This window comes from Methylomagnum sp., assembly GCF_054333355.1.
The window spans coordinates 1-13,232 of the sequence record NZ_JBTEKS010000093.1; the positions used below are offsets into that span (position 1 = coordinate 1).

At 59.3% G+C, this 13,232-nt stretch carries 9 protein-coding genes, 1 tRNA gene and 1 pseudogene; 1 reads left to right on the forward strand and 10 read right to left on the reverse strand.

Annotation, left to right across the window (positions count from 1 at the left end; genetic code table 11):
- Window positions 1–21 precede the first annotated feature (21 nt).
- The 9 genes and pseudogenes from ACXWUF_RS09295 to ACXWUF_RS09335 form a co-directional block, all read right to left on the reverse strand.
- On the reverse strand, window positions 22–651 hold the full coding sequence (locus tag ACXWUF_RS09295) for a restriction endonuclease subunit S (protein WP_458494392.1): 630 nt from the start codon (window positions 649–651) through the stop codon (window positions 22–24).
- A complete protein-coding gene (locus tag ACXWUF_RS09300; protein WP_458494393.1) occupies window positions 648–3,284 on the reverse strand; it encodes an N-6 DNA methylase in 2,637 nt (878 codons plus the stop codon). Before ACXWUF_RS09300 ends, ACXWUF_RS09295 begins: the two co-directional genes overlap by 4 nt.
- Before the next feature lie 597 nt (window positions 3,285–3,881).
- Window positions 3,882–5,441: a hypothetical protein gene (locus ACXWUF_RS09305; RefSeq protein ID WP_458494400.1), complete on the reverse strand. Its 1,560-nt coding sequence runs from the start codon at window positions 5,439–5,441 to the stop codon at window positions 3,882–3,884.
- A gap of 66 nt (window positions 5,442–5,507) precedes the next feature.
- Window positions 5,508–5,912, reverse strand: a pseudogene (locus ACXWUF_RS09310) (phage NrS-1 polymerase family protein); the annotation flags it as partial.
- Window positions 5,905–6,423, reverse strand: a complete 519-nt coding sequence (locus tag ACXWUF_RS09315) for a hypothetical protein (protein WP_458494394.1) — start codon at window positions 6,421–6,423, stop codon at window positions 5,905–5,907. The gene ACXWUF_RS09315 and the pseudogene ACXWUF_RS09310, both read right to left, overlap by 8 nt.
- 490 nt (window positions 6,424–6,913) lie before the next feature.
- Complete coding sequence (locus tag ACXWUF_RS09320; protein WP_458494395.1) at window positions 6,914–7,135, reverse strand: hypothetical protein; 222 nt, start codon at window positions 7,133–7,135, stop codon at window positions 6,914–6,916.
- A gap of 142 nt (window positions 7,136–7,277) precedes the next feature.
- A complete protein-coding gene (locus ACXWUF_RS09325; protein ID WP_458494396.1) occupies window positions 7,278–9,617 on the reverse strand; it encodes a hypothetical protein in 2,340 nt (779 codons plus the stop codon).
- 85 nt (window positions 9,618–9,702) lie between these two features.
- A complete protein-coding gene (locus ACXWUF_RS09330) occupies window positions 9,703–10,800 on the reverse strand; it encodes a tyrosine-type recombinase/integrase (RefSeq protein ID WP_458494397.1) in 1,098 nt (365 codons plus the stop codon).
- 470 nt (window positions 10,801–11,270) lie between these two features.
- A tRNA-Leu gene (locus ACXWUF_RS09335) sits at window positions 11,271–11,357 on the reverse strand.
- Between the two features lie 90 nt (window positions 11,358–11,447).
- On the opposite strand from ACXWUF_RS09335, the gene queA reads away from it, so the two are divergent.
- Window positions 11,448–12,479, forward strand: a complete 1,032-nt coding sequence (gene queA, locus ACXWUF_RS09340) for a tRNA preQ1(34) S-adenosylmethionine ribosyltransferase-isomerase QueA (protein ID WP_458494399.1) — start codon at window positions 11,448–11,450, stop codon at window positions 12,477–12,479.
- A gap of 7 nt (window positions 12,480–12,486) precedes the next feature.
- Here the strand turns inward: queA and ACXWUF_RS09345 are convergent, their stop codons facing one another.
- Entirely contained in the window at window positions 12,487–13,047 is a 561-nt protein-coding gene (locus ACXWUF_RS09345) for a Uma2 family endonuclease (RefSeq protein WP_458494398.1), read from the reverse strand.
- Window positions 13,048–13,232: the final 185 nt, after the last annotated feature.

Here is a 13,232-nt window from a genome sequence, read left to right on the forward strand (position 1 = left end):
TGTCATTAAGGCTGGTAAAAATCATCGTGGAAGCGCCATTAAGAAAGGATCGTAGGGACTTGGGCTTGATTTTACCCTGTGGACTTTGAAGTAACAATTATGAACAGTATACTTATAGCACCTTGGGAACATCTCTATTGAAGCCAGAGCAATTTGCTCGCTTTTACGAGGTACTCTGACAAAGTGCCGTTCAATAATTTCTTTGCTTAAATTTGATTGCCCTGATCCCTGAACTGAACTCAACAATTTATCGGAGTCAGAAAATATCCTCCAATACAGCCATCTAGGGTCAATATCTTCGGTTTTTGGCACGAGAGCCAAAACCGCCTGATTGGTTGTGGCATTTATCGAAAGCCAGCTTACAACCCCGGCTGTTGCTCCATACATAGCAATCAACGGCGTGTTTTCTGGTATCCATTTAGCAGAACAGGAAGAAAAGCCGGTACCGGTTAGAAACTCTTCGGTTGATTCAATGGATTTCTGGTTTAGTTCGCTCGACTTTACCCAGGGAATAGAGCCGCCAAACATTCCAGAGGCAGATCGCGGTGGGGTTCCCCCGGAGTAGGTATCGCATATATCCCCAACGCACTTAATCGGCCAGTCCTGAACGAGGGAAACTGATTCGGCGAGTGTTTTTTGATCCACGCTCATTGATACCCCAACCCCGCCAAATACCTTTCCAACCGGCTTTCACACGTCGCCCGCTCCCGCCGCACATCCGCCAACGTCACCCGATACTTATCCCACAAGTTTTCGACAAACCGAATCGCCGCCTGCCGCTCCCGGTTCGCGGCCTGATCCAACCCGGCGAGAACATCCCGCTCCAACAATTCCAGCACCAAAGTTTGCTTTTCCGCCTCGTCCATAGCCCCGCACCGCCGCTGCAACTCCGCCAGGAATTGCCCGATCAACTCCCGATAACGGGCACGGGCGGCGGCCAGTTGCTCCTTCAAGGCTTCGTAGGGTTCCAGGTCGGCTTCCAACCCGGCAATCAGTGCCAACACCGGATCAATACGGGCTTCCAACACCGCCCGCTCAGCCCGCAAAGCCTCCGCGCCCGGCTTCTTCAACGCCTTGTCGATCTCCTTCACGCGCCGCTGATCCGCCTTAATCTCCGCCTTCGCCTCGCGGATACGCCGCTCCAAATCCCGCGCATAATTCCAGCCGTCCGCCTCCTCCTCATCCTCCGGCGGATTCTGCGCCTCCCAAGCATCCTTCTCGGCCTTGAGCCGGGCGATTTCCGCCTTCTCGTGGGCGATGCGTTCCAGGTAATCGGCCATGGTCGCCAACACCAGCTTATGGGCGAAAGGATCGAATAAGGGACCGCTGCCCTCGTCATCGTCCAGAGCGTCGGCGATGGCGTCGATCCAACCGTCGATGACCCCGGCGAAACCCTGTTCCATCAAAGTCTTGAGGTCGGGCAAGCTATCGTTCCACCAACCCGCCACCACGCCCGCCAGCCGGAAGCGGTCCAGCACCCCGGCGGGCGACAGCGCGGCGTGGAAGGTGTCCAGAAACTCGGCGCGGACCCCGTTAAGGTCGCGGCGCTCGGGCAAACGCGCCAGTCGCTCGGCGTGCGCTTCCCACCAATCGCGGGCGGCGGCGTGCAAGGCTTCGGTTTTGGCAAGCACGCCGCCGTCGCTCTCGATCCGCGCCCGGATGGCGCTCCGCTCGGCGAGAACCGGCGCGAAATCGGTGTAGCGGCTTTGCAAAGCTCCATTCGCACTTCGATACCTCAGCACGAACGGAGCTTTGCTATCGCTCTCGGCGCGGGCGGTGAACAAATGTGCCGGGTCCAGGCCGATGGCCTCGAACAACCCGCGCCGCGCCTCGATTTCCGCCAGCGGCACCCCGCCATGCAAATGGGCGCGGACATCATGGGGTTCCGGCGGCGGGGCGTTGTCCACGTAGCGGCGGATGTTCAGGTTGAAATCATTCTCGCGCAGTTCGTCCAAGCTCACCCGCCGCGCATAGGCCGGTATGTCCTCGTAGCGGTCGAAGGTGGAAACGATCTTCTCAATATGCTCGGGTTTCAGATAGTTCTGCGCCCGCCCGGCGTGGAATTCGGCGTCGGCGTTGATGAACAGAATCCGCTGGCGGCGCTCCGGCGACTTCCGCCCGCTCTCGGGCCGCAACACCAAAATGCAGGCGGGAATCCCCGCGCCATAGAACAAATTGGGCGGCAAGCCGATGACGGCCTCGATCAAATCCTGCTCGATCCATTTCTCGCGGATTTTCTTCTCCTCGCCGCCCCGGAACAGCACGCCGTGGGGCATCACCGTCGCCACCACGCCGTTCGACTTGCACACCGACAGCATGTGCTGGGCGAACATCAGGTCGCCCTTCTTGCCGGAAGTCGGGCACCAGCCCCAGCGGAACCGCTCGGGGAATTCCATATTCGTGCGGGTGTAGTTCTGGCTGAAGGGCGGATTGGCGATCACCCGGTCGAAGCGCTCCAACTCGCCGCCCTCCCGGTGCAGCGGATGCAGCAGGGTATCCTCGCGCTGAATATCGGCGTCCATGATGCCGTGCAGGATCATGTTGAGCTTGCAGATGGTCCAGGCCGACACGTCCAGCACTTGGCCCGCCAGCCGCAAATCCTGCCCGTCGCCGCCGGATTGCTCGATGTACTCCTTGGACAAAATCAACATGCCGCCCGACCCACAAGTCGGATCGTAGACGCTCATGTGCGCCTGGGGCTTGATGAGCCGCACCATCAACCGCACCACGTCGCGGGGCGTGTAGAAGTCGCCGCCTTTCTTGCCCGCCGTCTCGGCGAACATGTTGATGAGGAATTCGTAGGCCGCGCCCAGCAAGTCGGAGAACTGGAAGTCCTCCTGGCGCAGCCTGATCTTGTTGAAATGCCGGGCCAGTTCCCGGCAATCCTCGTCGTTGATAACGCGCTTCGAGCCGACCGTCTTCAAGAACTGGATATGGTCCAGCACGCCTTCCAAGGGGCGGTTATGCTCGCCCAATAGAACCAGCGCCTTGTCCAGCCGCTTGCCGAAGCTTTCCTCGCCGGATTTGCTCTGGTCGATCAGGTATTGCCAGCGGGCTTTTTCCGGCACGAAGAAGCCGTTGTAGAACTCCGGCTCATCGGCCACATGCGCGTTGTACTGTGCGATGACCTTCTCGCGCTCCGCCTCGAACACGTCCGAGCAGTGTCGCAGAAACAGCATTCCGAAGATGAAATCCTTGTATTCCGCCGCGTCCATTTTGCTGCGGAGGATGTCGGCGGCGGCGTAGAGATGGCGTTCGAGTTTGGCGAGGGATAGGCGGGCCATGTGAGAGTTCGGCTTATTGTGGTTTGGGAACAATAGGGCGGGGAGCTTATGGCCGAAGCGTCAATCCCGTTCACCCCTCGCCACTGCACTACGGGCAAAGGTGATGTCAGAAGGATAGGGAATTATTCGGAAGGGAATCTTTGAACAGATTGACGGGAAATTGCGGCTTAAAACCCCCGCCACGCTGGCATACTTTTTACCACATTCTCCTTTTATAATCAATGCCTTACTTATCATTTGATATGCACGTTTTGCCCCATATTCCCGTATTTTCAAATCAGGTTAAACTCTGCGATACCCCCCCTCCCGAATAACGCGGTTTTTTCAAAAACCGGCCCGGTTTACAGGGTGTCCCGGAAATGGCGATGAATTTCCGTCCATTGTCCGGCCTCCGGTGCGGCTGCTTACAGAAGTGCGGACTGGTTCCGCCGCTCGCCCATAAACCCGAAGGGCATGGAAACGCTCTTGAACTCAAGCTATCCACCCTCAGCGGTTACGACAGTCAGAACGGTTAGTTCCAGCCTTCTTATAAAAACTGTCATGCTTCCTACCGTGACAGTTTCTCGCGTAGGATGGAAACTAACCGTCTTAACCGTTCTAACCGTTCCTTCTGTGCTCTCCAACGCGCTCGACTTGCCAGCAATCCCGGTCTGATACTGCCCCGGCCCGTCCAAACCGAAGCCCATCAATCACTCGATGCTCAACCTTGCGGAGCCAATGGGATAGCCGCTTGGTGTCAATGCTGTTTCCATCGCGCTTACTCGATGCAACGTCCAGCAATGCGACTTTCAGTTCGGCATGGGCAGCCATGCCGCATTGATCAACGACCTCCCGCACTGTGAGCTTCTTAGAACCCAACTCCCGATGCCAAACGGCCAGCACGGTGCCGAGTTCGCCAGTGATATGGTCGGCCCCCTCTAATCGGGTACGGGTTTGGCAAGGGTCCGCATAGCCCACCCAAACCAGCGCAGCGCGAACTAGGGCGGACCACTCATCAAAAGACCCATAAGGGGTAAGCTCTACATCTGGACGGCCCGCCGCTTCGTAGGCTTTGAGGATCGTAAGCGCGGCGGAAATCAGGCGGCCTCGGTTTTTGGGTATCCAGTCATACAAATTCACGTCGAACTGGCGCTGGTCTGGTTTCTCTGTGCGCGGGTCCAGTCGGCACACCAAAACGCGCCGACTCAGGTCATTTCTGACAGCGACGTTGTTGCCGGTGGTCATAAACACCAAATTGGTGGAAATGGCGGGGGAGCGACTTTCACCCAGCACACGGACAGTCACCGTAGGGGCGGTCAACATTGAACACAGGAGTTCACCGGAAAGCGGGCGTTCAATGTTGTCGAGGTTCAGCGTGGTATGCCCTTGAAGCAGAAAAGAAGCGATACGCTTTTCCGTTTCCTCGTCGCTTAGCGCTTGGTTCAAGATGGGCGCTCGCCGCCCGGTAGCAATCAAGGCAACGATGTCGGCTAGCAAGGTTTTACCGGAACCCGGCGTAGGCGCATCGAATGCAAAGCCCGGTGCCGTGGGCAGAATCCGCCGAACCAGCCCGGTCAGGATCGCCGCCAGCGCAACAGCCAGCGCCGCTGTATCCTCAAAGGGAAAATTCACCAGCATATCGAGAAGGAATTTCGCCGCCTCGATGGCCTGCTCGCGGGTTGGGCGGTCCCGCACCTTAACCTTCAAGCCGGGATCAAGATGCAGATAAAGCCCGGTCGCAAGATCGTAGCCGGGGGCATTCAGCAGGCTGCCATCAGGGCGCAAGGTTGGAGCTTCCAAAATGCCCGCCAAGGGCGGGAAAGGCCATGCACCAGCCGATGCCAGCACGGATTTAGCCAGCCAAGCCGGGCAGTTTGTCGGCACCCATTTATCAGAACGGCCATCATATTTTTCTAGCCGCGCCGCCCTGGTGATTTCCACTTGTAGCCAGGGTTCCACCACGTCCATAAGGATCAAAGCACTAACATCCACCCGTCCGGCTTTGCCAAGCTTTGGAGCGTCCAGGATCACAGGGCGCACTAAACCACCAGCCCGTTGGTAGATTGGCACGGCAGTCTTCATCAGCGCTGCCATCGCCTCCGCTAGATTGCGGGGCAGTTCACCAGCTTCCAGCTTAATCAGTGACGAATCGGCTATCTCATCGTCCAGCGCGGCCAATGGCGTGGAATCCTTGCCCGGTTGCTTGGCCTTGACGGATGGCCAAAAGCTTCCCCGATAGGTTTCATGGGTTCCCGCAATGGCCTTATCTATCGTGCCTTGCCCATAAGTACGCCCGTCCGCATGGTGTTTGCGGTCCCACTTGGCCGCTCGGCCTTCGTTCTGGAATAAGCCCGATTGCCGAAACAGCCGGTCGATCCGCTGAGCATCGTTGCCGGTCCAAAAGGCCAGAATGCCGCACAGCCGGAAATCGGCCCCGCTGGCGTCCTCGCCCGCGTCACCGAACCACAGGCGGTCAAATTCTGGGCCTTGTTTCGAGGCTCTGATTTTGTCGATAAGCGCCCCGTCCTCGCTGAGGGGCGTCGCCCTAGCAGGTTGCCGGGGCGGGTTCTTGCTGGCTGACTTCGCGGCGAAATACCGGGCATGAAGCCAATCCAGTGCGCCCGGAATTTCGATGATGGCTTCATTCATAGCGATGCCCCGTTACGGTCAAATAGCGCGGGCTGGTGTGGTCGTAGACCTCGATCCGCTTTTCCTCTGTCCCCTTGCCGCACCGAAGGGGCTTGCCGCGACAGAAAACTCGGAGGCCGGTCCCGCTGGGTGAGCGTTCGATATAAGCGCCCCGGAAATGCTCCAAGACTTCCAGCGCCCACGCTTCAATGACGCCGGTCTCGGTGTCGATCACATGGTCAAGGTCGATGCCGCAAAGGCCATCATTCGCCGCGAAGGCAAAGCCGATACCGGCATAGCGCCCGCTGCGATAGGCTTTAATCGCCGTCTCGAAATCGCCCCAGGTGGCCGGGTCGTTGGACTTGGCGAAGCGCCCGGTTCTGGCGTTGAAAGGCACCTTGGACGGCTTGCCAGCGTGGGATTCAAACCGCCACACCAGCCATTGCGGGCGCTCGCGCAGTTCGAGCGGGATGTTTTCAGGGATGACGGGCAGTGGCTCGGGAGCTTTGAAGATTGGCTTCGTATCGCTCATGGTCGCACCCCCTGTACTTGCGCCAGTTCGCTAAGCGGGCCGAACTTGCGGGGCTTGGAAAGGGATTTGAGCGTGTGGCGAGGGTGAATTTTGGGCGCAACTTGACCACGGGCGTGGTTAGCCATGACGGACTCCTTGACTGAGGTGTGGAGCCGTCGCGTTCCGTTTCGACGCGGATTGGGCGACGGGCTGAACGAGGGTCGAAAACCGGGGTCAAGGAACCCGGCCACGCTTGCGCGTGCCTCGCCCAGCCCGCCATAGATAAACTTCGGGGCATGAAAAAAGCGCCCGAATCGGCAGGATTGGCGCTGTACGCCTTGACTTGACGGGTTTCGACGCCCGACACCCGTTTTTTGCGGGTGCGAAATCAGCTTAGGCCCGCCAACCAAGGGCGTCAAGCCCTCCGGTGGAGAGTGCGCTTGATCGGGAATAGCCTTGAAAGGAACAAGGCCACAGTCAGCGAGTGAATTTCTATCGGCCATGGTCGCGTTCACCCTTTTTGCCCATCCAACCACGCGAAGAATTTCTCTTCGTCAATCAGGATTTTCCGGCCCAGCCGGACCAAACACACGCCGAACCCGTTGCCCGGCAACGTGCCCTTGCGGCTCACGCGGGGTTGAGCGTTGAAAATGAGATTGCGGAGACTGCCTTGAGTGAAGGCGGGATGCTTGTCGGCGAATTGCCGAACCGTGGAGAGGGTTCTCTGCGTCATGGGAATACCTGCCAGTTGTTGGAAACATCCGCCGGGAGCGCCCCGGCGTTGGCAGGTATTGAAACCCCGGTTTTTTCCGCGATTTCCGCGCCCGGAAACGCGGAAACTTAGCGGGGAAACTCAGCGGGGAAATTATCGTGGGTTATGGGGCTTGACAGCCTTTTTTGTCCTCTCGTCGGAATTCGCTGGCAAGCGTCAGGATGGTCTTTCGCTTCCATTCACCTTTTGCCCCGTTGCTGGTTTGCCACTGGATACCGGCGTCTTTTCCGGCTGAATACCACTCCACGATAGGGCTTCCCTTTTTCTTCTCGTAATTTTTCAACGCCCGGAAAAATGGCGCTCCCGTGGGCTTGCCCTCGTCTACCCAAGTTTCGCGTAGCCAGCGGTTCATCTCGGTTGCGCGTTGCCCCGTATCCGTGGGGGCGTCTTCCTGAATCGCCGGGGCGGCTTGTGTCGTTTCGCTTGGCAATGATGCGGATGGGGCTTCAATGACAACGGGCATTCCCCAATACTTCCGCATCAGGGCGTTAAGTCTTGGGTGGATTTCATCGCCCAACCCCCGCCCCCTCGCCCATTGCAGCCATTCCGGCGGCGCGGCCTCCTTGAGTGACCGCTCGGCGTGCTGGGCCAATTTCGTGATGCAGGCATTGAGGTCGTCCAGGGGGATTTTCGCGAATTCGGGATGGGCGGCTTTACCGCTTTCAAACACGAACGGGTCCACGGAATAAATCAGGCAGGCCGCTTCCTTGCCGGTCCAGCACGGCAACTCGGCCCAATGGTTCCAGTCCACGGCATACCCCCGGTTGCCCAGCAATTCCGCCATTTTCCAGACGAAAGGCTCATCAACCACAGCCTCACAAGGGTCGTGAGAACAGATGACTTGATTGCAGGATAGGGATTTCCTGAGTTTCTTTAGATCATGGGGCGGATAGCTCGGGTAAACCACCGAGAAGAACTCCCCATGATGCTCCAACTCGTCGGGGCTAGGCTGCTTTGACACGGGCTTCCAAACGATTTGTCCCGCTTCATCCCGCCCTGGAAATTGATCCTGTCCGGCCAGCCAGTACGTTTGCTCAAGGTCTTGAACCGACACGATGCAATCCCCGGCGAGGCTTTGGAAATCCTCGGGCTGTGCCGTCACCAACGGGGCAAGCGACACGCACCGATATTGATGTTCGGGGGATCGGCCCACCAGCCCGGATTCAACCAGCCAGCGGAAGGTCTCGCGCCCATCCTTGGGGGCGTGGGCTTCCGCCAGCAAGGCCAGAAGTTCGGCGAGGGTTAGATATTCGTTCCCAATGTCGGGCGTAGACGGCTGGATCATGGCGTTACCCATGAAAATAACGTCCCCGGTCGGGGCCGGGTCCGGCTCGGAATCCAATTCCGGCGGTATCCGCCAGCCCTTTTCCTTGGCCCACTCGATCCATATCCTCGGCGGGGTGCCCGTGGGGTCCAGCCTTCCCACTTTTGCGGCCCGTTTCACGAGGTCAACTTGCTCGGGGTACGCCCCTTCAATGTCATCCATGAAGTAAGCCGGATTGCGTCCATTCAGCCAGCACAGCGCCTCCCTCGCGGTCCAAGCGTCTTGCCTCAAGGCTGCCTTGTAGTCTTCTCGAAGGGGCGTAAATATCGCGCTTCGGTATCGGTTCAGCATGGCCGTCACGAAGGCCGGTGGCAGAACATCCGTGAATTGGTTCCTTGAACACCACGTCAGGAAAGTATGCGGGGAACAGGGAAGCGCAAGCCGGATGTCCTGCTCGAAGTCCTTCCACAGCCGCAATTCCGGGCCAGTCTGCAAGCGCTTGGCCGCTTCGTTAAGCGGCTTGGGGCGAATGCCCGCCTCGTCGCATTCGCAGTCCTGGATATGCCAAAAATCCCTTTCCGTCTCCAAGCCCAGCAGGTCGAGAATGTCCACCAAGGTCAGGCTCACCCTCTCGGCCAGGGCGCTAGCCTCGGGGTCCGCCAGCTTGTGCCCTTCGGATTCTGGCTCTTCCGATAGCTCGGACGGGGGCGGGGGCAAATCGCCGGAAAGCTCGGCGACGCTCAACCAAATCGTCTTATCCTTGTAATCCCGCCAGGGAAATTCCGTTTCGCCCATGGCCCCATAAGTCCGTGCCACGTCCGCCCGGTGGATTTCGTGGACCAGCGTTTCCTTGTCCACCCAATAATCCCAATCGTCCGGTGCTACCCATTTGAGTTCATCAATGGTCGCAACGACAGGACTATCGGCTTTGTCGGCGGTCTCCTTGGCCTGAATCAGGCATTGCTTCAAGGCTTCGGAATCGACGGCTTGGCCGCTGGCGTCCCGCACCGGCAAGCCTTGGTCCAGCAGGTCGCAAAAATCGGGGATGGCCGTATTCGTTGGCGGCAACCTCTCAAGCATCAGGATGAAGGAACGCACGGTCAATTGATCCGGGCCAAGGCGCATTTCCTTTTGGAGTTTTTTCCAGCCCAGCGAACACCGATTGGTCGAATCGTTCATGCTGCCCCCAGCATTGATTTTGATTGGCGGGAACGCCGGGAGGATGAAACCCGCCCGGCGTCAGAGTTGAATGGTTCTGTTTGAATTAGCCGAAAATCTTGGCGTTCATCCGCTCCACCACGGAAGCCGTGTGTGCTTCCGACAGGTGGGAATACCGCTTCACCATTTGCAAGGTCTTGTGCCCCAAGGTCTCGGCGATTTCCGCCAAGCTGGCTCCGTTCATGGCGAGATAGGACGCGGCGCTATGGCGTAGGTCGTGAAAGCGGAAATCGTGAATCTCGGCCCGCTCTAAAGCGGACTCCCAGGATTCACGGAAGTTGATAGGCTGATTCGGGTTCGCCTTGCCCGGAAATAGCAGGTCGGTATCCAGGCGGCGCACTTTGGCGAGTTCCCTCACACATTCCAGCGCGTGCCCCACCAGGGGCACTACGCGGCACTCGCCGTTCTTGGTCAGGTGCAGCACGATCCGCCCACCCGGTACGTCCACCACGCCCCAGGCGCAATTGATAGGCGGGTTCTTCGGCTCCCGCCAATACAGCCCCAGAATTTCACCTTGCCGCATCCCCGTGGACAGCGCCAGCACCACCACCGGATATAGCACCGGGTTGGATGACTCCCGGCAAGCATCCAATAAGCGGGTTCGTTCCTCATCCGACAAGAAACGGACCCGCCCCCGTGGCTCCTGTGGCTTGCCCACCTTCCGCAAGGGCGAATCTTCGAGCCAGCCCCATTCATTCACTGCGATGGTGAAAGTGTGGGACAGCGCGGCCAAATAGCGGTTTACCGTGGCCGGAGAGCGTTTTTCGCTTTGGTGAGTGGATTCCCCCATGAGCTTGTCCCGGTAATCGGCAATCAGCGCGGGCGTCACATCCGCCAGCAAATAAACCCCGATGGCTTGCTTCCACCACAGGAGTTGAGATTTTTGATTGGCCGCTTGAGCGCCTTTCTTGGGAAGCTCCCGTTCGATATAGCGGTCTATGAGTTCCGCCAAGGTGTGCTTCTTGGCTTCGGCGGTCTTGAAATGCCGTCCTTCCCGGATGGCGCTTTCCGTCGCGGAAGCCCATTTCTTGGCGTCGGTCAGTCGGTCAAAGGTGGCGGTTTGCGCGGGATAGCCTTTTAGCCGGACCTTTACCCGGTAGGAGGACTTTCCGTCTTGCGAGGTGCGTTTCTCGATGTTTGCCATGTCGTGCCCCTTATGGCTGGTGTGGGTTCAAGCTCGGGGCAGGTGGGGGGATTAGGTAAAATGCGGATAGCCCCCGCCTTGTGCCCCAAGGTGTGCGGGTCAGGGCCGGGCGTGTTGCAGCACGTTCGGCCCGCCTACCAAAAGGCTACAACAAACCGCAAAAATCAGCAACACCAGACATTGAATCTGGTTAATAAAAGCGTTTTTTTAAATAGAAACATTGGCTTATAAGTTTAAAACTATATCATGGGGCACTAATGGGGCTTTTTTGTGGATTTTTGGGGCACTCAGGGGGCATTCACGATCCTGCCCCGGTCAGAAGCAAGGGGGCAAATTAGTCCATCCAAGCGGGAAGGGAGCAGGGTGGGATTGCTGTGGTTTGTTGGGGCGAAGTGCCCCATGAGTGCCCCACGAAACCATCTGGCAAAACAAAAGGGCTTAACGGTTGCTCGTTAAGCCCTTGAATTTATTGGTGCCGGAGGTCGGAATCGAACCGACACTTGGTTTCCCAAACCAGATTTTGAGTCTGGCGCGTCTACCAGTTTCGCCACTCCGGCGTTAAGAGCCGCGAATTATAGAGAAGCCCTCGACGAAATGCCAGACCGGATATACTGCGCGGCTGTTTTTTGAAGCTCATCCCCGCCGCCATGCTCAAATCCGACTTCCATTACGACCTGCCCGACCACCTCATCGCCCAGGTGCCCCTCGCCGAACGCCCCGCCAGCCGCCTGCTGTGCCTGGACGGTTCCACCGGCCACATCGAAGACCGCCGCTTCGCCGACCTGCCCGACTTACTCCACCCTGGCGATTTGCTGGTGCTGAACGACACCCGCGTCATCCCCGCCCGCCTGTTCGGCCACAAAGCCACCGGCGGCAAAGTCGAGATGCTCATCGAGCGGGTGCTCGACCCGCGATCCGCCCTGGCCCACCTCCGCGCCAGCAAATCGCCAAAGGCGGGCGCGGAAATCCTGCTGGACGGCGGCTTCCGCTGCCGGGTACGCGGGCGGCGGGAGGATTTGTTCGAGCTGGAGTTCCCCGGTGGCGTGACCGTGGACGAAGTGCTGGCGGCGGTGGGCCATATTCCGCTGCCGCCCTACATCGCCCAGCCCGATGCGTTGGAAGACCGCGAGCGCTACCAGACCGTGTTCGCCCGCACGCCGGGGGCCGTGGCGGCGCCGACCGCCGGGCTGCATTTCGACGAAGCCATGTTGAATCGGCTGGCGGAGCGGGGCGTGGAACGAGCTTTCGTCACCCTGCATGTGGGCAGCGGGACGTTTTTGCCGCTACGGGTCGATGATCTGAGCCAGCACAAGATGCACTTCGAATACTGCGAGGTGCCGCCGGAGACGGTGGCAAAAATCCTCGAGACCCGCGCACGGGGCGGGCGCGTGGTGGCGGTTGGCACCACCGTGGCGCGGACCCTGGAGACCGCCGCGCTGGGCGGAGAACTGACGGCCTACCGGGGCGAGACCGACTTGTTCATCCGGCCCGGCTTCACGTTCCGGTGCGTCGATGCGCTGCTGACCAATTTCCATTTGCCGGAATCCACCCTGCTGGCCCTGGTCTGCGCCTTCGCGGGACACGCCGAGGTACTGGCCGCGTACCGCCACGCGGTGGAGGGTGAATACCGCTTTTTCAGTTATGGCGACGCCATGTTCGTGACCCGGCGTCCGTCCTGATTCGGACCTACGGCCAAAGCCCGCCCAGGCTGAATCGGATGGCCTCGAAAGGCGGCGCGCAAACCTCGTCCGCCGCCTTGTGGGCGCATTCCAACCGCCAATGTCCCTCGTGCAGCGCGAACACTTCCAAGGTCCGCGCCTCGGGATCGACCAGCCACGCATGGCCGACCCCGTGCGCCGCGTAAATCGGCAGCTTGTCCACCCGGTCGATCTGCGCGGTGGAGGGCGACAACACTTCGCACACCCAATCGGGCGCCAGGGTGAAGAAGGCCGTTTCCGGCAAGGCGGGCATACGTTCCCGCCGCCAGCCAGCCAGGTCGGGCACCAGGATATGCGGCCCCAGATGCGATTCCGGTTCGTCCAAAATCCACCAGCCGCCAGGGCCGCCGCCACGGCCTTTGTGATACGGCCCGACCAACTCCTCGCCGAGCGAGGATGAGGCCAAGGCATGTTTCGGCGCGGGCCGGGGCATGACGATCAACTGGCCGTGGATGATTTGCGCGACCAGATGGTCGGGCACTTGGCAGAGGTCTTCGTAAGTGGCGAAGCGTTCGGCAGGGGTAGACATGATGGGTCTCCGCGAAAGGTGGGGGAGTATTGTAGTTTCTCGGCGGGGTGGCGATACTCGCCGCCGGTCGCTTTTCAACCCTTAACCCGAGAGTGAATCCCCCATGTTCGAACTCCATCCCCGTCTCGCCCAGGACGGCATTCTTCTCGGACATTTCCCCCTGTGCTGGTTGCTGCTGATGAATG